Below are 20,118 nucleotides of genomic sequence, written 5' to 3' on the forward strand. Positions count from 1 at the left end.
ATCTCCCTTTTTCAACTTCTATTTGTCTTTTTGAATAATGAGAACACAACCTAACCAATACCTCGCCAAAAATACTATTTATCTCTTGTTCAAATAGGAATAAATCATTTATCAACGTCCTTTAAACACACATAAGAAACTAACCATCAGTATATTTACAATTATTTCATAGAATTATATAAGTACTTATATAATTACTTATATATTTGAGTATGAATTACTATCAGTCATTAGGATATTTAGTTTTAGGCAGCCGGTTGAAACGGCTGAGTGAACTCTTTCTTTCAGAAATCAATAAATCATATAAAGCAGAAGGTATCGTCTTCGAGACCACCTGGTTCCCTGTATTCTACCTGCTCTCTGAAAATAAAACGTTAACCATTCAGGAACTATGTGAGCAGATTGAAGTCTCTCATCCTGCAGCTAGCCAGTTAGTTACCAACCTTAAAAACAAAGGTTTAGTGATCAGCACAACCAGTTCTGAAGATGCCCGCAAACAATTAGTGACCCTGAGCGAAGAAGGTAAAGCACTTTTAGAACGGATCATTCCTGTTTGGGATGCCATCACCGCAACCATGGAAGAAGTAGCAGGCGCAAGCGAAGAAGGCAGCGCGATATTAGCTACGCTGACTAAACTGGAAACTACTTTCAAATCCATCGATATCGTTAAAAATATTCAACATAAAATACATCACCCTGTTAAATCTCAATCCAATGCATAACTCATTTTTTTATGGAACTGACCACCTGACCAGTGGAATTTGCCTGGCTATTGCAGCTGGTCAGACCAAAGGCCAGATTAGTCCTGAAGCAGCAGCAAATATTCAATCTTCCTGGGAAGAAGTACAAAAGATTGTCCGCAGTCAAAAACCCGTATACGGCATTAATACAGGATTTGGCCCATTATGTGATACCCACATCTCAGAAAAAGACACTTCGCTTTTACAAAGTAATATCCTTAAAAGCCATAGTGTTGGTGTAGGTAAGCCAATTCCTTTAGAAATTGCCAAAATCATGATGATTACCAAGGTTCAGGCTTTAGCGAAGGGATTTTCTGGTATTGCACCCGAAACTTTAGCACGTATAATCTGGCATATTGACAATGACATTATTCCTTTTGTTCCTGAAAAAGGTTCGGTAGGTGCTTCTGGTGACCTTGCTCCCCTATCTCACTTGTTTCTACCTTTAATTGGTTTAGGCGAAGTATTCATAAATGGAGAAAAAGTCTCAGCTGCAAAAATGCTGGAGCAATATGATTTGAAAACGATCGTATTAGGCCCAAAAGAAGGTTTAGCGCTGATTAACGGAACACAGTTTATTCTTGCTTTTGCTGTTAAGGCGGTTCAGCGATTAAATGACGCATTGGATCTGGCCGATTTAAGTGGAGCAATGTCTTTAGAGGGCCTGACTGGTTCTACCCGTCCATTTGATGAGCGTTTACATAATCTAAGACCTTATAAAGGCACTAAACTGGTTGCACATCGTTTATCTGCAATATTGGAAGGTTCAGCAATCGGATCTTCTCATATCAATTGCAGCCGTGTACAGGATCCTTATTCTATCCGCTGTATGCCGCAGGTACATGGTGCTTCGCGTAACGCCTGGTTGCATCTAAAAGAATTAACAGAGATTGAGTTGAATTCAGTGACCGATAACCCGGTTATTTTTAATGCAGAAGATACGATCAGCGGAGGAAATTTCCATGGACAACCTTTAGCTATGGTGCTTGATTATGCAACCGTTGCCGCTGCAGAATTGGGTAATATTGCCGATCGCCGTTGTTATTTGATGAATGAGGGCAAATATGATCTGCCAAAATTACTGATTGCTGATGCAGGGTTAAACTCCGGCTTAATGATCCCTCAGTATACTACAGCAGCATTGGTAACAGAGAATAAAACTTTATGTTTCCCGGCAAGTGCAGATAGTGTACCTACGTCTTTAGGACAGGAAGACCATGTTTCTATGGGTTCTATCAGCGGAAGAAAATTACATATGGTCATTGATAATCTGGAATTTATCCAGGCGATTGAACTTTTATATGCTGCACAGGCGATAGAATTCAGACGTCCGCTGAAATCAACTCCGGTCATCGAGGCTTGCCATGATTTAATCAGAAAACATGTTCCTTATATCAAGGAAGACCGTCTTTTTGCAGACGATATTAATCAATTACATCATTTGATAACCAACGGTTCATTATTGCAAACTGCGAATGAAACTGCTATTTCTAACCATATAAACCTATTCAACGATGACGACTTCAGACTTTATTAATACCTACGCCAAGCATCCCTTTTATAAAGCACCAAGAGGGATGCAATTGCATGCTAAAAGCTGGCAGACAGAATCAGTATTGCGCATGCTGCTCAATAACCTGGATGGTGAGGTTGCAGAAAAGCCGGAAGAATTAGTAGTTTATGGCGGTATTGGCCAGGCTGCACGTAATCCGGAATCATTGCGTAAGATCATTGAAATTTTATTGGAACTGGATGAGCACCATTCTTTATTGGTACAATCGGGCAAACCAGTAGGTATCATCAGAAGTCATCCTCAGGCACCACGCGTTTTAATTGCGAATAGCAATTTAGTACCTGCATGGGCTAACTGGGAGCATTTCAATGAATTGCGCAGTAAAGGATTAATGATGTACGGGCAGATGACAGCTGGTAGCTGGATTTATATTGGTACGCAAGGTATTTTACAAGGTACTTACGAGACTTTTGTAGAGTGTGGCCGTCAGCATTTCGGTCATGATTTGACTGGTAAACTGATTGTAAGTGCTGGTATTGGTGGTATGGGCGGTGCGCAGCCATTGGCCGCAACTATGGCTGGTGCTATCTTTTTAGGGGCCGATGTAGACGAAACCAGAATTCAAAAACGTGTAGATACGCAATATATTGACCGGATTACGCATTCTTATGAAGAAGCAATTCATTGGGTGAATGAGGCTAAGGCTTCTGGTGCGGCTATTTCTATCGGAATTGTAATGGATGCTGGTGATTTACTGGAGCGTTTAACTGCTGATGGTTTAATTCCGGATATCCTGACTGACCAGACTTCTGCCCATGATCCTTTGAATGGGTATGTGCCTAACGGTTTATCTTTACCTGAAGCACTGGCGCTTAGAAAAAGTGATCCTGAAAAATATAAAGCGCTATCATTGAAAAGTATGGCCCGCCATGTAGGTTTCATGCTTGAATTACAAAAATTGGGTGCAGTCACTTTTGATTATGGAAATAACTTAAGAGAGTTTGCTAAACAAGGTGGAGAAAAAGATGCGTTCAACTTCCCTGGTTTTACACCTGCTTATATCAGACCTTTATTCTGTGAAGGTAAAGGCCCTTTCAGATGGGTAGCTTTATCTGGTGATCCTGAAGATATTTATGTGACTGATCGTGCGTTGATGGAAGCATTTCCTGAGAACACGCATTTGATCAACTGGTTGCAAAAAGCGCAGGATAAAATTAGTTTCCAGGGCTTACCGGCACGTATTTGCTGGTTAGGTATGGGCGAACGTGAAAAAGCAGGTCTGATTTTCAATGAACTGGTAGCAAGTGGCAAAGTTAAAGGCCCGATCGTTATTGGTCGTGATCATTTGGATTGTGGTTCTGTAGCTTCTCCTAACCGTGAAACTGAGTCTATGAAGGATGGTTCTGATGCGGTTTCTGACTGGCCTTTATTAAACTTAATGGCTAATACTTCGGGCGGTGCAACCTGGGTTTCTTTCCATCATGGTGGTGGTGTAGGAATGGGTTATTCGCAGCATGCGGGTATGGTTGTATTGGCAGACGGAACTGAGCGTGCAGCGAGCTGCATCAGCCGTGTGTTGTACAATGATCCGGCTATGGGTATCTTCCGTCATGCGGATGCAGGTTATGAGCAGGCAGAAATATGGGCCGAAAAGTTCGGTTTAAAAATAGGATAGTTTAACACATTTGATATGAAGAAACTAATCGGTCCATTCAGCGAAATCCTGACCTTGTCGGGATTAGCGCTGAATGGTGCTATAAATGATAATCAGCTTGAAGTGATTCCTCGTGGCGGAGTTATTGTAGAGAATGGAAAGATTGTGGCTACTGGTAATTTTGAGAGTTTACGTCTTGCAAATCCTGAGCTTCCGCTGGAAAAAATTGAAGGGGAGCAGGTTTTGCTTCCTGGCTTTATTGATTGCCATACGCATATCTGTTTTGCGGGAAGCAGAGCGAAGGATTATAGCTTGCGTATTCAAGGTAAAACTTACCTGGAAATTGCGAAGAGTGGCGGTGGTATTTGGGATTCTGTAACGCAAACGCGCGCAGCAGAGTTGCCAAAGCTTGTGGAATTACTGGAGCAAAGGGTACAGCGGCATTTGGCAGATGGGGTGACTACGATAGAAATTAAGAGTGGTTATGGACTGGATGTAAGCAATGAGTTGAAAATGCTCAGGGCAATTAAATCGGTTTCTTTGACGACTCCAGCCGACCTGGTTCCTACTTGTTTAGCGGCACATCTTTTACCAAAGGACTTTGAGGGTTCGCAGGTGGAGTATCTGGATTACGTTTTGACAGATTTATTACCGCTTGTGAAAGCGGAAGGCCTTGCTGATCGTGCAGATATTTTTATTGAAGAGAGTGCTTTTGACCGGGCTGCTTCGGTTCCTTATTTATTGGCTGCGAAAGCCCTGGGTTTTGAGATTACAGTACATGCGGATCAGTTTACCACCAGTGGACTGGAAGTAGCTATTGAAGTTGGGGCTGTTTCGGCAGATCATCTGGAAGCGAGTACGGAAAGAGAAGCTGCATTGTTAAAGGGTACTGAGACGGTAGCGGTTGTGCTTCCTGGTGCTTCTTTGGGTTTAGGAATGCAATATGCGCCTGCAAGAAAGTTATTAGATGCGGGTGCTTGTCTGGCTATTGCGAGTGATTGGAATCCAGGTTCTGCGCCTATGGGAGATTTGCTGATGCAAGCTGCGGTAATGAGTGCTGCAGAGAAATTGAGCACAGCTGAGGTTTTTGCAGGATTGACCTTCAGAGCTGCAAAGGCGTTGGGTTTAAAGGATCGTGGTCTCCTCGCTGAAGGAATGCTGGCCGATATGCAGGCTTATCCTTGCAGCGATTACCGGGAGATTTTATATCATCAGGGAAAAATTAAACCAGGGATGGTTTGGAAAAACGGAACAGTCGTATGATAGACTCTTTATTTTATCGCAAAACATTGGCGGAGACCTGGTCTGGACGCAATGATGGGACTGATCTGGCTGTTCAACGCTGGCATCAGCGGGTTATTTTAGTTGATCTTCTTCCTGGAGTTGTACCATTGCTATCACCGGGCCAGCAGGGAATTGCTTTGATTGGTTTTTCTTGTGACGAGGGAGTGAGACGTAATGGTGGCAGAGTTGGTGCAAAAGATGGCCCGGCCCATTTTCGTAAGGCTTGCTGCAATTTACCTGTTCATTTCCCTGAGGATACTGTTTTCCTTGATTTAGGTGATATCGTTTGTACGGACCTGGATATGGAAGGTGCACAACGTTCGCTTTCTGAAGTTGTTAGCTTTGCTTTAGCGAATGGCTACCGGCCTTTGGTTATTGGTGGTGGTCATGAGGTTGCTTATGGTCATTATAAGGGTATTGATGGTTATATAGATCAGGGGGATAGTATTGGTGTAATCAATTTTGATGCACATTTTGATTTGCGCGAGCCTGATGCGCATGGTACAAATTCTGGTACTGGTTTTTTTCAGATCGCTGAGGATTGTAAAGCATCGGAAAAGCCTTTCAGGTATATGCCTGTTGGCATTCAGCTGAACAGCAATACGAAATACTTGTTTGATACGGCTGCGGGACTGGGTGTTCAGCATATTCCTGCAGAAGGTTTTATGGCTTCAAATCAGGATTTGATTCAGCGTCAGCTGGATGATTTTACTGCAGGTTCAACGCATATTTACCTGACGATTTGCATGGATGTATTTTCGTCTTCGTTTGCGCCCGGAGTAAGCGCTGCTGCTTTTAGTGGTCTTATTCCTGATGCGTTTTTCTTTAGTTGTTTGAAGGCGGTAATGGCTAGTGGCAAGGTTATCAGTATGGATATTGCAGAGTGTAATCCGGTTTTTGATCAAGACCAGCGCACGGCTAAATTAGCTGCTGCGCTGGCCTTTAGCATGATCACCTAACCAAAAGATTATTCAGCAACGGGAAGGAAGAAGCAGAAGCGGCTTCCTTCCCCTATTTCACTTTCCACCCATATTTTACCGTTTTCGGCTTCTATAAAGTCTTTGGAAATTGCCAGGCCTAAGCCAGAGCCTGATTTGTTATTTCCGTCTGTGGGCACCTGGAAGTAGCGGTCAAATAGTCTTTTTTGATATTGTTCGTCTATTCCTTTTCCAAAGTCTTTTACGGAGAATTCTATTCCTTGTTTTTTTTCTTGTATCTCGATTTGAACTTTTGATTTTTCTGAGCTGTAGCGCAGGGCGTTGGATAGAAAATTAATGAGCACCCAGGCAGTTTTTTCTACGTCTGCGTTGACAAGCGGCAGGTTTTCTTTACTGATAAGTTCGAGTTGAATGTTTTTTTGTCCGGCTTGGAAACGGACTGCGTTGAGGGCGTAGTTCACGATTTCTAATGGGTTAGCTTTGACAAAGTTTAGTTGCAGGTTGCCTGTTTCTACTTGTGCGAGGTCAAGGAGTTCACTGGTAATTTTTAACAGGCGGCTGCAGTCGTCTTTGATGTGTTCAACGAGTTGTTTTTGTTCTGTGTTCATGAGCCCGATCCTTTCGTCGTCCATGAGTTTGAGGCTCATTTTTATGGATGATATGGGGGTTTTAAGTTCGTGGGATACGGTAGCGATAAAGTTGGTTTTAGCTTCGTCGAGTTCTTTAAATTGGGTAATGTTATTGAGGATGTAGACTGTTCCTGCAGTTTTGCCGGTTTGCAGAACGGGTAATTCCTGATCTTCAAATATGGGTACGATAATTTCTCTTTTTTGGAGTTGAAAGTAAGATTCTTTCTGGTCTGCGTAGATTTTTATGGGTTGGTCGTTTTTTTCGTTATTCATGATCCTGGCCAGAAGATCGTTTTTCTTCATAAGGTCTTTGACGTTGGATCCGTTTACTTTTCCTTCGTCAAGGTTCAGGATTTGTGCGGCAACTTTATTCATGAAAAGAATTTCTTGTTTTTCGTTAAGCCCGATGATGGCGTCTTGCATTTGTTCGATGATGGCTTCGATCCGTAGTTTTTCTGATTGGATTTTTGCAAGGTTACTGTTTTCCCATTTGTTGAGTTGTTCAACCATTTCATTGAATGATCTTGCGAGTTCTGCAAATTCGTCGGTGCCGTCAAATTCGAGTCTTTGTTTATAGTTTTTACGCCCGATTTCCTGGATGGCTTCGGAGAATTCTCTAAGGGGGTTGGCGACAAATCCAGGGAAGTTGACGATGAAGGAGAATAGAACGAGAAAGCAGAAGCTGGCCGCGGTAATGAGGTACAGGCTGGCTTTTTCAACGGACTTTTGTGCAACATCGTTTTTTCTGACGATACCGTCCATGTTGAGTTTGTCAATGATCATGAGTTGTGATCTGATCTGAGCAAGGGCTGGTTTTTGTTGGGTTGGGTTGTTTAGTTTCTGGAAGGATTCTTTAAGAGTCCTTACGGCCTCTCCTTCTCCTTTCTCGGTCACGTTTTTTGATTCGAGAGTTAATTGTTTTGTGAATTTATTACGCAGTTCTGTGGTAAGGGGCAGTTCGTTCTGGTCAAGTATGGAACGCATTTCTCTGGTGTAGCTTAGTGTTTCGTAGTTGTCTTTCAGAATCACTTTTGCACTGACCGAGATTTGGTTCATGTAGTAGAGCGAGATAGAGCCGAATAAGAGTACCACCACAAATAGGAATCCGAATCCGAGGCGGAGTTTGGTTTTTATTTTCATCGTTGTTTATTGTATAGTCCCGGGGTTTGTCTGGCTTCGCAAAATATAGAGATGCTATGTTCGAGCGGCATTTATTCAGGCCCGAAACGGGCAGAATAAATAATGCTCTTCACATTAGCACCATCTATATTTTTTAGGATATCCGGTTAGGGCTATCTGTTGCAATTAGCATACAATTTCATTTTTTTTATTGGTTTATTTGTTGGATTACTTACTGGTTCACTAATTGGATTGCTTACTGGTTCACTAATTGGATTGCTTACTGGTTCACTAGTTGGATTGCTTACTGGTTCACTAATTGTGATTGCTTACTGGTCACTAATTGGATTGCTTACTGGTCACTAATTGGATTGCTTACTGGTTCACTAATTGGATTGCTTACTGGTTCACTAATTGGATTGTTTTAGGATAGAATAACGAGGTCTGTTTCTGTGGATGAAATATTTCTGAGTAATTCATTGAAGACAGCGGTTCTCATGATGACCTGAAAGAGGTTCAAGTGAGGTTTACCGATGCAGATTGTGGTAATTTCTTTTTCCTGAGCAATTCTTATAATGGTTTTAGTGACGTCATCACTTTTTACTTTAATTACTTCCGCTCCGAGTTCTGTAGCAAGCTTAAAGTTATTGATCAGATGCCGTTGCAAATCTAGTTTAATCCGGTCACTACTTTCACTATTATTCTGCACATAGAGTACAATCCAGGGGGATCTGTAATAGGATGCTAGCCTGGCTGTTTTACGGATAACGATCTTCGCGGTTATGTTATTGGTGGAGATACAGGCCATAAATCGTTCTGGCCTGAGTTTAATTTGTTTAGGGATTTCTACACTGATTTTTCTTTCTACGTGGTGAGCCACTTCCCGCAAAGCGAGTTCCCTGAGTTGAAGGATACGCTCGGATTGAAAGAAGTTTCCTAAGGCTCTTTCTATTTTTGTTTTATCATATATTTTACCGGATTTAAGCCGGTCTATGAGTTCATCGGCGGTCAGGTCAATGTTGACGATCTCATCTGCAATGTCCAATACTCTATCCGGGATGCGCTCTGTGATGGGAATACCAGTGATTTTCTCGATTTCCTCATTCATGCTTTCCAGGTGCTGGATATTCACGGCCGAGATTACACTGATTCCGGATTCAAGGATATCCATGACGTCCTGCCAGCGTTTTGTATTTTTACTTCCTTCGATATTGGAATGGGCCAGCTCATCTACGATGACAACTTCGGGATTCCTGCTAAGGATGGCCTGCACGTCCATTTCTTCCATTTCTTTGCCTTTGTAGAATAGTTTACGCCTGGGAATGAGCGGTATTCCTGCTAATAAGGCATGGGTTTCTTCTCTGTTATGGGTTTCGATATAACCGATTTGTATGTCAATCCCGCTTTTGAGCAGGGCATGTGCTTCTTGCAGCATCCGGTAGGTTTTTCCAACGCCTGCACTCATGCCGATATAGATCTTGAACTTGCCGCGACGTGATTTCTTCACGAGGTCAAGGAATTGACGTACTGATTGTTCTTTATTATCTTCCACAATATAATCGGTTTACCATGTAATGATCACATACCCAATATCAACGAGATAGGATACACCGGTAATAAACGTAATGCCTATCAATAAAATCAATATAAATTTAACGGAATAATTCCGGTAATTTGTTTGAATTGCCATCGTTTGAAGCGGGTTTTTAAGCCTGATTTCCTGCCCTCTTTTCAGCCGGGCAATTCTTGCTTTTCTCTTTGTTTTCGGGCCGTATTTTAGGCACAAAAACCCTGCAAAAACAGTGATTGAAGCGGTAAATAAAAATTCTAAAAATGTTTCCATGTTTATAGCTTTTAGTTTTTAGTTTTAAAGCCGGAGAACTTATTTCTCCGGCTAATCATTTTGAAATTATTTCTCCGGCTAATCATTTTAAAAAGGAGGATCAATATAGATTAAAAGGAGACTGCAACACTTGCGGTGACTGCTGCATTATAGTTTACAGCACTCAGGTCTCTTTTGAATATCTTGTCTTTACTGTCATATACTTTACCTTCTAGTCTGACCACTGCGTTTGGTACCGGGGCATAGTCAATGTTTAAGGAATAGCCTTTGGTTTTAAATCCGTTAGGGGTATCAGTGGCAATCAGAACACCGTTTTTATCTTGATAGTATTCGAATCTGCCTGCCATAGCCCATTTAGGGTTAATGGTATAACGGGCAATAACCACTGGGGATAATACTTCGTTTTTACTATGATCTGTTTTGGATTTTTGCTGTGTAGCATAGTCAAATCCTACGGTTACGCCAAAAGCATCCGCCAGTTGAAATATACCGTAAACGTTATGATAGAAACGGGTCACTCTTACGGAATCAGCTCCTTCTGTTCCCAGATAGTTACTGTAGTTTACGGTGATTTTATCGGTTGGTTTCCAGGTAAGTTGCAGGCCCCCGGCTGGTTGTCTGTTCCCGTCCTGACGCGCTATACGCTGCCAGCCGTTTAAGTAAAGGGCTGAAGCAGTAAATTTGTTGTCATCGGTACTGTACGTAACCTTAGCTCCTGATTCGAAGTAAGGAGTGTTTTCTGAAGATATATTCCTGGTCAATACCCAGCAGTCTTTGGATATGGCACTTTCAAAACCAATGTGCGAAGAGAATACACCAGCATCTACCCAGAGGTTGGCTTTGTTGGATATTTTAAAGCCAACGTTTGCTTCCAGGATGTTTTTTGACACTCCTGATTCAGCAGCAAGATTAGCATTGGCATAGGTGCCGGCCATGATAGCCAGGTTAGCTCTGATCTTTCCGGAGTCGTAGGCTGCTTTAATATAACCTAAGTTCAGATTCACTTCATTACTTCTATTGTGTGCATATATAAAACCAGGTCTGCTGTTATTCTCTGGTTTGTTAAAGTCGTGTCCATAGTATACTTCAGCATAACCTGAAATTTTAATCTTCGGTTCGTCTTGCGCAAAGGCACCTAAACCCATACAAACAGTGGCAGCTGTCATCAAAATTTTGTTCATTGTATTTTCTATTGTAAAATGTAAGGCTATAAAATTGTAAGGCGTTTTTCTTGTTGATAAGGGTAATAATTCATCGGATTTTAAGAGCCTGTTTAAATTCATTTCCCCTCCATCAGGTTGTTGATTTCAAACAGGCCGCAACTTATTTTTTCAGGTTGTCCAATGCGACATTCAGTTCCAGTACATTGACTGTACCTGGGCCAAATAGACCTAGCAATGGGCCATTCGCAGTTTTTTTAACCAGGTCAGATACCACTTGTTCACTTAATTTCCTGTTCATAGCTACTCTTTTAATTTGAATCGCTGCCCCTTCTACAGAAATATCAGGGTCCAGTCCACTACCAGAGGCAGTAACCATATCAGCAGGAATATCACTGCGTTTCAAATAAGGGTGGTATTTAAGCAGAGAGTCTATCCTGCTGTTTACTTCTTTTAAGTAATCTGGGTTTGATGGGCCTTTATTTGATCCACCAGATCCATCTGCTTTGTAACCTACCGAGGATGGTCTGCCCCAGAAGTATTGAGGTTTTGTAAAGGATTGACCGATCAGGGCATAACCTACTACTTTACCGTTTTGAGTGATTTTTTCACCACCACCGCTGCCTTTAGAGAAACTTCCGGCAAAGGCAACGATTAAAGGATATATTACGCATAGCAGCACTAATAAAACTGCGGTAAGGCGTAAAGATTGTAAGATGTACTTTTTCATGGTTTCTTATTTTTTATGGTTTGAAGCTTGCGTGAGCCTGGTCACTTGTTGGAGCGTTGTCAGCTCATGCAGGTTTCATGATCTTTTATTGTGAGTATGATCTTGTTTTATGTTTTTTAAACGAATAGCCCAACGAGTAAGTCAATCAGCTTGATCCCGATAAAAGGTGCTATAACTCCGCCCAGACCGTAAATCAAAAGGTTCCTGCGTAATAGTGCACTAGCTCCTATTGGCTTATAAGCTACACCTCTCAAAGCAAGCGGGATCAGGATCGGGATGATAATCGCATTGAAAATAACAGCCGACATAATTGCACTTTCAGGGGAATGTAAACCCATAATATTCAAGGCTTGTAAGGCTGGTATTGAACCAATAAACAAGGCCGGAACAATAGCGAAGTATTTAGCTACGTCGTTGGCAATAGAAAAGGTTGTTAAGGTTCCACGTGTGATTAACAGCTGTTTACCAATCTCTACAATTTCAATCAGTTTGGTTGGATCATTGTCAAGATCGACCATGTTTCCTGCCTCTTTTGCAGCTTGTGTTCCACTGTTCATCGCTACACCAACATCTGCTTGTGCTAAGGCCGGAGCATCGTTTGTACCATCACCCATCATCGCAACCAGCTTACCTAAGGCCTGCTCGTCTTTGATGTAGTTCATTTTATCCTCAGGTTTTGCTTCGGCGATAAAGTCATCTACCCCTGCTTTTTCTGCGATAAACTTAGCAGTCAATGGATTGTCTCCGGTTACCATTACTGTTTTCACACCCATCTTACGCAGACGGTCAAAACGTTCACTGATACCTGGTTTAATAATATCCTGGAGCTCAATTACGCCAAGGGCTTTCTCATTCTCTGAAACTACCAATGGGGTTCCTCCGTTTGAAGCGATCTTTTTAACTTCGTCTTCGATATCCTGAGGGAAAATATTTCCTGCTTTCTGAACGATGTTACGGATAGAATCAAAAGCCCCTTTACGGATCCGTCTTCCATCTGGGGTATCGATACCGCTGGATCTTGTTTCGGCTGTAAACTTGATAAATACTGCGCCTTCTGGTGTAGTAGGCAATGCAAAATTATGCTGTGCGTTAGCCAGCTCAATAATTGACTTACCTTCTGGAGTTTCATCTGCTAAGGAACTCAGTACACAGGCATTGGTAAACAGTTTAGCGTCTACGGCTGCTGTAGGATAGAAGTTAGTAGCTTTACGGTTACCGATAGTGATTGTTCCTGTTTTATCTAACAAGAGTACGTCGATATCACCTGCGGTTTCCACTGCTTTACCTGATTTAGTAATTACGTTTGCACGTAAGGCACGATCCATCCCGGCAATCCCGATAGCGGATAACAGACCACCGATTGTGGTAGGGATCAGACAAACGAACAGGGAGATTAATGCGGCAATTGTGATCGGTGTATTTGCGTAATCTGCGAAAGGTTTCAAGGTTACGCAGACAATCACGAATACTAAGGTAAAACTTGCTAAAAGGATTGTTAAAGCAATTTCGTTTGGTGTTTTCTGACGGGACGCTCCTTCTACAAGGGCAATCATTTTATCCAGAAAGCTTTCTCCTGGTTCAGTACTCACCATCACTTTAATTTCATCCGATAGTACTTTAGTACCTCCTGTTACGGACGATTTATCACCTCCGGACTCTCTGATTACTGGCGCAGATTCTCCAGTAATAGCTGACTCATCAATGGTAGCTATACCTTGAATAATTTCTCCATCTGTTGGGATGGTATCTCCGGTTTCACAAAAGAAAACATCGCCTTTTTTTAATTGGCTTGAAGAACGCATTTCTATAGTTCCGTCTGCCAGAACTACTTTAGCTGGTGTTTCTTCCCTGGTTTTTCTTAAGCTGTCTGCCTGAGCTTTACCTCTGGCTTCAGCAATGGCTTCAGCGAAATTGGCAAACAGGACGGTCAGAAACAGGATCAGGAAAATAAAGAAGTTATATAGTGGTGATCCTTGCCCAGCATGGCTGAAAGAATAAACCGTAACGTATGCCATGACCAATGTTCCTACTTCAACAGTAAACATCACTGGATTACGCACCATCACCCTTGGGTCAAGTTTTATAAAGGATTGTTTAAGGGCGCTTTGAACCAATGCAGGTTCAAATAATTTATTAGAAGACTTCATGATAATCTATTTAATCAGGGTAAAATATTCTGCCAGCGGGCCTAAAGTCAGGGCAGGGAAATATGAAAGGGCATTTAACACAATAATCACTGCAAAAGTCATCAGACTGAAAGTCAGCGTATCTGCTTTTAAAGTACCAGCCGATTCCGGGATATATTTTTTAGCACCCAGTAATCCAGCAATAGCGATCGGGCCAATAATTGGTAAGAACCTGCCCAGGAATAATACAAATCCTGTAGCCACATTCCAGAACACGTTATTGTCACCCAAGCCTTCAAAGCCAGAACCGTTGTTTGCGTTAGAGGAAGTCATTTCGTATAACATCTCTGAGAAACCATGAAAGCCTGGGTTATTCAACCATGATTTTGGTTGTACTGCCCATGCTGCATCTGCATGATTGACAATGATGAAACTTGATAGTGCTGTACCTGCCAGAATCAGGAAAGGACTCAACAGGGTGATTAACGCTGCAATCTTAATTTCTCTGGCTTCTACTTTATGTCCCAGGAATTCTGGTGTCCGCCCTACCATTAGTCCGGATATAAATACGGCAATAATCAGGTAGATAAAATAATTTAGCATACCTACTCCACATCCTCCGTAAAAGGAGTTAATCATCATGCCTAACAATTGCCAGAAGCCTGTTAATGGCATCGCACTGTCGTGCATACTGTTAACTGATCCTGTAGAAATAATAGTGGTAACGGTACTCCAGTAACCAGTAATTGCTGGCCCGAATCGTACTTCTTTACCTTCCATAGCACCTGTTAACTGCGAGACACCCATTTTTGCAATTGCAGGGTTCCCTCCCAGCTCACTGCTTACGGTTGGAATCAGCAGTAAGAGCATACCAATAGTCATTACGCCGAATATCATCCAGGATAGCTTTCTGCGTCTGATAAAAATACCGAAAGCAATAACCATTGCTATTGGAATGATCACCTGCGCAATTAGTTCTACCGAGTTGGTAAAATATGATGGGTTTTCTAAGGGGTGTGCAGAGTTTGTACCAAACCAGCCACCGCCGTTTGTTCCTAAGTGTTTAATAGCTACAAATGCAGCTGCTGGGCCTCGTGATACGTTTACAGTATCGCCCTGAAGAGATATGAATTTATCTTTTCCTTCGTAACTTGTTGGTGTTCCTGAAAAGGCAAGAATAACAGCCATAATCAAGGAAAGAGGTAATAGTAATCTGGTGATTGATTTCACGAAGAATTCCCAGAAGTTACCCAGATTGGTAGAGGTTTTGTCTCTGAAGGCTTTAAAGAAGACTACAGCAGCGGCAATACCCGTTGCGGCACTCACGAACTGAAGAAACATCATGACAAAGTGCTGTGTAAGATAGGTCACACCACTTTCTCCTGAATAATGCTGCAGGTTACAGTTCACAACGAAACTAATGATAGAGTTAAAGGCAAGGTCAGGAGACATTCCCGGGTTGCCGTCTGGATTAAGTGGCAGCTTATCCTGATGCATTAAAACAAAAAATCCGTAAACTAACCAGACAAGGTTAATGGTCATCAGCGCTTTCATGTGCTGTTTCCAATTCATCTGCTCGTTGGGGTTAATTCCGGAAAGTTTGTAGATACCAGATTCAATAGGTTTTAAGAAGTCAGTCCAGACTTTTTCACCAGCAAATACCTTTGCAAGATATTTACCTAAAGGAATTGCTATAACCAGGGTAAGCAGGTAAGTAGCGAAGATTCCAAATAATTCAGTGTTCATAGCGTTCAATTAAAATTTTTCGGGTTTAATCAGCACGTAAATCATATAGATAAATACTGCGATTGCGATAATAAATAGTGCGATCATAATTTTAGATTTTTTCGAACCAGTCGATTGATTTGTAGCAGATCCAGGTCAGGACCAGAAGAGCGATTAATAGTAGTACAGTCATCATGGTGTTTATTTTTTATGGCCTTATCCAATCGCTATACCAAAGAAAAAGAACGGGATGTAAAGGGCTATTTTTCAGTATTTTAAGCAGAAAAACGAATTTTACATGAAAATTGACAAGGTTGAAACCCTTCCAAAATGGAAGGGTTGATTACCGATATGGAAGGCTGATTCTCGTTAAGGGGCTTTAAATTATTGAGGAAGGGTTCTGCTATATATAGGTGACATAGGGTTACTTAATGGTGTATAGTAGTATTAAGGGAAAATTTAATCCTTAACATGATGAAGAAATATTTGATTTATGGAATACTAGGTTTAACTGCCCTGGGTTGTAATAGTGATAAAAAATCGGGTGCTTATGACATTGCTGAGCAAAAGTCAATCGCTACGCTTTCAGATACTACGGTAGCTGAAAAAATTGTTAAAACGGCAGACATGAAGTTCAGGGTAAAGGATGTCCAGCGCACGAAGGAAACGTTGGGCAGCATCCTGAAGGCTGAGGGTGGTACGATTGCTGAGTTTAATACACATAGTGTAGTCAGACAGAATGATAAAATAAAGTATTCGGCTGATTCTCTGCTGGAATTAATCTCTTACCGTGTAGAGGGCTTGGTGGTAGCAAAAATTCCTTCGGAAAAGCTGGATGATTTTACGAACCAGGTCGCAAAAATGGCAGTGTTCATTGATGATCAGTCTTTAAAACAGGATGATCTGAGTTTGAATTATTTGAGCAATCAGTTGAAAAACAAAAATAAGGTTGAAGCGGTAGCGCAATTGAATAATTCTGTTTCAGGAAAAAAGGTCGGTGTTGCTGAAAGGTCTTTAGCATTGAAAGATGATTTGGTAGATAATAAGGTGAATAATTTGCTGACTGACCGGAATGTAAGGTACAGTACGATTACGCTAAATTTTTACCAGGATAATACGGTTAAAAAAATGATAGTGGTCAATGATGAGTTGTCCGACTATCGTCCTGATTTTTTTAAACGGTTCTGGTTAAGTTTTGAGAATGGATGGAGTGTGTTTAAGGAATTTATTCTGATCCTGGCCAATTTATGGGCATTAATATTGGTTGCTGTTGCTGGTTATTTTGTTTTCAGGCACTACAAAAGGAAAAAATTGATCGCATAATTGAATTTTCAAGAGATTTTAAGCGTTCGGGCACCTGTTTAAGCATTATTTTATAAGTTTAAACAGGTGTCCGAACTTCTTTTTTTAAGTAATCCCCTCCTATCTGTTCTGTATCCGCATCTGCTCTGAAATTTTTTCTCCTTGAAAAGCAACACATTAAGATATTTTTAGGGTTTAAATGCTCGTGAGCGATAAAAATGTCAATTCTTTACTTACCTTTGTTGCACACCAAATCAGAAAGATCATTTATGATTGTTTAAAGTTTGGTCTCTGCGTGTTTTGCAGACCCTTCGCAAGAGGGACAAAGGTGATACCATTTTTTCGGGGTGTAGCGTAGCCCGGTATCGCGCCTGCTTTGGGAGCAGGAGGTCGTAGGTTCGAATCCTGCCACCCCGACACAAACAGTGCTAACAAGCACCGAAACCCCTTAAAATCAAAGATTTAAGGGGTTTTTTGTTTTATTTCAACCCTATCTATATCAATCGAAATCAAGAAAAACTTGCCCTATTCGGTGCCCCATTTGTAACACTTATATTAGGGCACTAATCATCGTTTATCTATTTGATTATCAATAAATTATATATTTTATTTTGCTTGTTTTTGATGTCTGTTGTACCCCTTTTTCAAATAGGGCACAATACCATTAAAGCCAATGACAAAACATTTGTAAACAAATTTAATGATATGAGTATGCAGCAGAACACATTTGGCGTAATCTTCTATTTGAGAAAATACAAGACTACCAGTAACGGAAAGACACCTATCTACGCCCGGATTACCGTAAATGGTAAAAGGTCTGACATTGCCATCAAACGCACAATTGAAGAAGACAACTGGAATACAAAAAAAGGGATGGCAAAAGGGAGCAGACAGGAAATGACCCTGCTTAACAATTACCTCGAAAAATTCAGATCAGGAATTGTTGAAAGCTACCAAACACTTTTGTTGCAGAAAAAATTAATTACTGCCGACCTGATTAAAGATAAGTTCTTAGGAAAAGACCAGCAGGATTTCACCATTTCCAAATTGATTGACTACCACAACGAGCAGGAAAAAGATAATCTGGAATGGGGAACAATGAAAAACTACTACACGACCCAAAAGTATATCATACAGTTCCTTAAAGAAAAGCAGGGTACAGAAGATAAATTCCTCTCAGAGCTGAATTATAAATTCATCACCGACCTTGAAATGTATCTGCGTCAGGTAGAAGATAAAAACGGTTTATCTGCGATGGCAAATAACGGGGTAATGAAACACCTCGAACGTTTATGTAAGATGATCAACCTTGCGGTAAAACTGGAATGGCTGGAAAAGAACCCATTTCATGCCTACCAGCTAAAATTTGAAAAAGTGGAACGTGAGTGCTTAACTGAATGGGAGCTGGCAAACCTAGAGGCGAAAACTATGTCTATTTCACGTTTGCAGACTATTAAGGATCTCTTTGTATTCAGTTGCTATACCGGACTGGCCTATATTGATGTATTTAATTTAAAGCCTGAGCATATTATCGAAGTTGCAGAGGGCGAATTTTGGATAAAAACCACAAGGCAAAAAACCCATACCCCGATAACGGTGCCATTATTACCTAAAGCACTTCATATCATTGAAAAATACAGAAAGCATCCACAAGCATTGGCAGAGGGTAAAGTACTGCCTGTAATGTCCAATCAGAAATTAAACGGATATTTAAAGGAGATCGCGGACATTTGCGGAATTACAAAGCCTTTAACCTTCCATATTGCCAGGCATACCTTTGCAACTACCGTTACTCTAACCAATGGTGTACCCATAGAGACTATTAGCAGGATGCTGGGGCATAAAAAACTTAGCACGACACAAATCTACAGTAAAGTAGTAGATAGCAAGCTAGGAGGAGATATGGCCAGACTGAGGGAGAAATTAGAAGCATGATTATTCTTCACAACAAAACAAAGGTTTATTAATTAATTTCAGAGACAGCTCCAGTTGATTTATTAAAGGTACAAGTAGATGTGTACCGCCCGACCTCGCACAGCCCAAACTTGAAAGCAGGAAACTCACGGCTACCACTCCGTAGATGCAAAAGCGGGAACGCAGAGGCATGAGCGTGGGGTTCCGCAGGCCGCAAGTGAGCGAGGGGAGATTTCTATTATTACCCGTTAAATTGTAGCCAACATTAATCCAAAAAGAGCAACATAAGAGCCAATTTCATATATCGTAACTATCCATCCTCTGGTTATATGGATCTTTTTATCCTCATTCTTAAATTCGTGAACGATTTCGTCGAATTTATCTATCAAAATAAATCTATTGAATATTAAAAAAATGGTATTTATGATAATAATAGCAACAATAATTTGTGGCTTATGCGTCTTATAATCCGGCAAAAGGTTAGTTCTATTAATCTTAAAAATGTTTACCCATATTATAAATAATGTAGCAAAATTTGCCATAAATGTACCCATCATAGCTGCTTGACTCATCCATATTCCCATTCCCCTGCTATTATTCCACCTCTTTAAATAAAATAAATACATTCTATAGAAATAATAACGGTATGCTTTTTTTATGGTGTCTAACATTTTTAAAATTTACGTTTAATAATTGGTCTTTCTATTTTGTTCAATTGTCTCATTTTCATTGCCGCCTGCTCATCTGGGGTCATGATTTTTTTATCAACGCTAAGGTTGTCTATTGGTGTTATTTCTTGGTTACGCGTTTCACTATTACGACTATTTGGATCTAAAGGGTCAATTAAAAAATATACTGAACTAATAACGAATCCAATTGGGCTCATCATTCCAACCCTAGTCATAATAATGTCGACAATTGCCTTTCGAACTCCGGCATTATCGTCCTTCATATAGGAATCAACTCCAACATAAAAAGAAATTCCCATACCCGCAACGGCAATCGTATTGCCTACCACGTGCCCTACTCCCCCATTACCACTAATTTGAAACGTCTCAATTGCAGCCCTGCTTCCCCCTCTATAACCTGCTCCTAACTTCGGGCTATACCGATAATATACCGGATTAAATCCACCCTTGTACCGCAAAGCAATAGACCCAAATTTACCGTGTTCTGATATACCTGCAGCAATTCCTCCATATAAAACACCAGAATTAACTTTATCTAATAGGGATGTTCTTTTTGGTTGAGTTCCTTTTGTCCATTTTGAAGCGTAAACGGATATATATTTAGGGATTGGCCTTCCCTGGTGAACATAACCGATGCCTTCCACATTGGCACCCGGCCAAATACCCAAACGGCCTAGTCTTTGAAATTCAATTAAGCTATATACCCTATAGGGTGCTTGATTGACCCCATGTTCTTGTTGTTTACCCATGGC

Annotated in this window: 17 protein-coding genes and 1 tRNA gene; 8 read left to right on the plus strand and 10 right to left on the minus strand. The window is 41.0% G+C overall.

Annotated elements, in window-relative coordinates; genetic code table 11:
- Positions 1 to 212 precede the first annotated feature (212 nt).
- The 5 genes from ABIB30_RS09940 to hutG are packed head-to-tail and all read left to right on the plus strand — an operon-like array spanning position 213 to position 6,150.
- Positions 213 to 722, plus strand: coding sequence for a MarR family winged helix-turn-helix transcriptional regulator (locus ABIB30_RS09940; protein ID WP_354301557.1), 510 nt, complete (start codon positions 213 to 215; stop codon positions 720 to 722).
- Positions 715 to 2,277: a histidine ammonia-lyase gene (gene hutH / locus ABIB30_RS09945; RefSeq protein ID WP_354301559.1), complete on the plus strand. Its 1,563-nt coding sequence runs from the start codon at positions 715 to 717 to the stop codon at positions 2,275 to 2,277. The genes ABIB30_RS09940 and hutH overlap by 8 nt, the downstream gene beginning before the upstream one ends.
- Positions 2,255 to 3,928, plus strand: a complete 1,674-nt coding sequence (gene hutU, locus ABIB30_RS09950) for a urocanate hydratase (RefSeq protein WP_354301561.1) — start codon at positions 2,255 to 2,257, stop codon at positions 3,926 to 3,928. The genes hutH and hutU overlap by 23 nt, the downstream gene beginning before the upstream one ends.
- 15 nt (positions 3,929 to 3,943) lie before the next feature.
- Positions 3,944 to 5,170 (plus strand): imidazolonepropionase, encoded by a 1,227-nt coding sequence (gene hutI / locus ABIB30_RS09955; RefSeq protein ID WP_354301563.1) that lies wholly within the window; start codon positions 3,944 to 3,946, stop codon positions 5,168 to 5,170.
- A complete protein-coding gene (gene hutG / locus ABIB30_RS09960) occupies positions 5,167 to 6,150 on the plus strand; it encodes a formimidoylglutamase (protein ID WP_354301566.1) in 984 nt (327 codons plus the stop codon). Before hutI ends, hutG begins: the two co-directional genes overlap by 4 nt.
- An 8-nt stretch (positions 6,151 to 6,158) precedes the next feature.
- On the opposite strand, the gene ABIB30_RS09965 is transcribed toward hutG, so the two are convergent.
- The 8 genes from ABIB30_RS09965 to ABIB30_RS10000 form a co-directional block, all read right to left on the minus strand.
- Entirely contained in the window at positions 6,159 to 7,898 is a 1,740-nt protein-coding gene (locus tag ABIB30_RS09965; RefSeq protein WP_354301568.1) for a HAMP domain-containing sensor histidine kinase, read from the minus strand.
- Positions 7,899 to 8,301: 403 nt separating this feature from the next.
- Positions 8,302 to 9,432, minus strand: a complete 1,131-nt coding sequence (locus ABIB30_RS09970; protein WP_068395874.1) for a sensor protein KdpD — start codon at positions 9,430 to 9,432, stop codon at positions 8,302 to 8,304.
- Positions 9,433 to 9,441: 9 nt separating this feature from the next.
- Positions 9,442 to 9,720: a hypothetical protein gene (locus tag ABIB30_RS09975; RefSeq protein ID WP_354301570.1), complete on the minus strand. Its 279-nt coding sequence runs from the start codon at positions 9,718 to 9,720 to the stop codon at positions 9,442 to 9,444.
- A 110-nt stretch (positions 9,721 to 9,830) separates the two neighbouring features.
- Entirely contained in the window at positions 9,831 to 10,901 is a 1,071-nt protein-coding gene (locus tag ABIB30_RS09980; RefSeq protein WP_354301571.1) for a porin, read from the minus strand.
- A gap of 142 nt (positions 10,902 to 11,043) precedes the next feature.
- Entirely contained in the window at positions 11,044 to 11,610 is a 567-nt protein-coding gene (locus ABIB30_RS09985; protein WP_354301573.1) for a K(+)-transporting ATPase subunit C, read from the minus strand.
- A 116-nt stretch (positions 11,611 to 11,726) separates the two neighbouring features.
- Positions 11,727 to 13,757: a potassium-transporting ATPase subunit KdpB gene (kdpB, locus tag ABIB30_RS09990; protein WP_354301575.1), complete on the minus strand. Its 2,031-nt coding sequence runs from the start codon at positions 13,755 to 13,757 to the stop codon at positions 11,727 to 11,729.
- A 6-nt stretch (positions 13,758 to 13,763) separates the two neighbouring features.
- The gene (gene kdpA / locus ABIB30_RS09995) at positions 13,764 to 15,482 is read right to left on the minus strand and encodes a potassium-transporting ATPase subunit KdpA (protein ID WP_354301577.1); all 1,719 of its coding nucleotides are present in this window, start codon (positions 15,480 to 15,482) and stop codon (positions 13,764 to 13,766) included.
- Positions 15,483 to 15,491: 9 nt separating this feature from the next.
- The gene (locus ABIB30_RS10000) at positions 15,492 to 15,569 is read right to left on the minus strand and encodes a potassium-transporting ATPase subunit F (RefSeq protein ID WP_082035969.1); all 78 of its coding nucleotides are present in this window, start codon (positions 15,567 to 15,569) and stop codon (positions 15,492 to 15,494) included.
- Positions 15,570 to 15,932: 363 nt separating this feature from the next.
- On the opposite strand from ABIB30_RS10000, the gene ABIB30_RS10005 reads away from it, so the two are divergent.
- From ABIB30_RS10005 to ABIB30_RS10015, 3 genes are all read left to right on the plus strand, one after another.
- Positions 15,933 to 16,784: a DUF4349 domain-containing protein gene (locus ABIB30_RS10005; RefSeq protein WP_354301579.1), complete on the plus strand. Its 852-nt coding sequence runs from the start codon at positions 15,933 to 15,935 to the stop codon at positions 16,782 to 16,784.
- A gap of 322 nt (positions 16,785 to 17,106) precedes the next feature.
- A tRNA-Pro gene (locus ABIB30_RS10010) sits at positions 17,107 to 17,180 on the plus strand.
- 288 nt (positions 17,181 to 17,468) lie between these two features.
- The gene (locus tag ABIB30_RS10015; protein WP_354301581.1) at positions 17,469 to 18,698 is read left to right on the plus strand and encodes a site-specific integrase; all 1,230 of its coding nucleotides are present in this window, start codon (positions 17,469 to 17,471) and stop codon (positions 18,696 to 18,698) included.
- Positions 18,699 to 18,925: 227 nt separating this feature from the next.
- Here the strand turns inward: ABIB30_RS10015 and ABIB30_RS10020 are convergent, their stop codons facing one another.
- Both ABIB30_RS10020 and ABIB30_RS10025 read right to left on the minus strand, forming a co-directional pair.
- Positions 18,926 to 19,348: a hypothetical protein gene (locus ABIB30_RS10020; RefSeq protein ID WP_354301583.1), complete on the minus strand. Its 423-nt coding sequence runs from the start codon at positions 19,346 to 19,348 to the stop codon at positions 18,926 to 18,928.
- Positions 19,349 to 19,350: 2 nt separating this feature from the next.
- Entirely contained in the window at positions 19,351 to 20,115 is a 765-nt protein-coding gene (locus ABIB30_RS10025; protein ID WP_068395837.1) for a hypothetical protein, read from the minus strand.
- Positions 20,116 to 20,118 lie beyond the last annotated feature (3 nt).

This window comes from Pedobacter sp. UYP1 (assembly GCF_040547305.1).
In the GTDB taxonomy this organism is placed as follows: Bacteria; Bacteroidota; Bacteroidia; order Sphingobacteriales; family Sphingobacteriaceae; genus Pedobacter.

Bases quoted from the DNA above. Each gene is read 5' to 3' on its own strand.
- ABIB30_RS09940 (WP_354301557.1), top strand. From the start codon at position 213: ATGAATTACTATCAGTCATTAGGATATTTAGTTTTAGGCAGCCGGTTG.
- hutH (WP_354301559.1), top strand. From the start codon at position 715: ATGCATAACTCATTTTTTTATGGAACTGACCACCTGACCAGTGGAATT.
- hutU (WP_354301561.1), top strand. From the start codon at position 2,255: ATGACGACTTCAGACTTTATTAATACCTACGCCAAGCATCCCTTTTAT.
- hutI (WP_354301563.1), top strand. From the start codon at position 3,944: ATGAAGAAACTAATCGGTCCATTCAGCGAAATCCTGACCTTGTCGGGA.
- hutG (WP_354301566.1), top strand. From the start codon at position 5,167: ATGATAGACTCTTTATTTTATCGCAAAACATTGGCGGAGACCTGGTCT.
- ABIB30_RS09965 (WP_354301568.1), bottom strand. From the start codon at position 7,898: ATGAAAATAAAAACCAAACTCCGCCTCGGATTCGGATTCCTATTTGTG.
- ABIB30_RS09975 (WP_354301570.1), bottom strand. From the start codon at position 9,720: ATGGAAACATTTTTAGAATTTTTATTTACCGCTTCAATCACTGTTTTT.
- ABIB30_RS09980 (WP_354301571.1), bottom strand. From the start codon at position 10,901: ATGAACAAAATTTTGATGACAGCTGCCACTGTTTGTATGGGTTTAGGT.
- ABIB30_RS09985 (WP_354301573.1), bottom strand. From the start codon at position 11,610: ATGAAAAAGTACATCTTACAATCTTTACGCCTTACCGCAGTTTTATTA.
- kdpB (WP_354301575.1), bottom strand. From the start codon at position 13,757: ATGAAGTCTTCTAATAAATTATTTGAACCTGCATTGGTTCAAAGCGCC.
- kdpA (WP_354301577.1), bottom strand. From the start codon at position 15,482: ATGAACACTGAATTATTTGGAATCTTCGCTACTTACCTGCTTACCCTG.
- ABIB30_RS10000 (WP_082035969.1), bottom strand. From the start codon at position 15,569: ATGATCGCACTATTTATTATCGCAATCGCAGTATTTATCTATATGATT.
- ABIB30_RS10005 (WP_354301579.1), top strand. From the start codon at position 15,933: ATGATGAAGAAATATTTGATTTATGGAATACTAGGTTTAACTGCCCTG.
- ABIB30_RS10015 (WP_354301581.1), top strand. From the start codon at position 17,469: ATGAGTATGCAGCAGAACACATTTGGCGTAATCTTCTATTTGAGAAAA.
- ABIB30_RS10020 (WP_354301583.1), bottom strand. From the start codon at position 19,348: ATGTTAGACACCATAAAAAAAGCATACCGTTATTATTTCTATAGAATG.
- ABIB30_RS10025 (WP_068395837.1), bottom strand. From the start codon at position 20,115: ATGGGTAAACAACAAGAACATGGGGTCAATCAAGCACCCTATAGGGTA.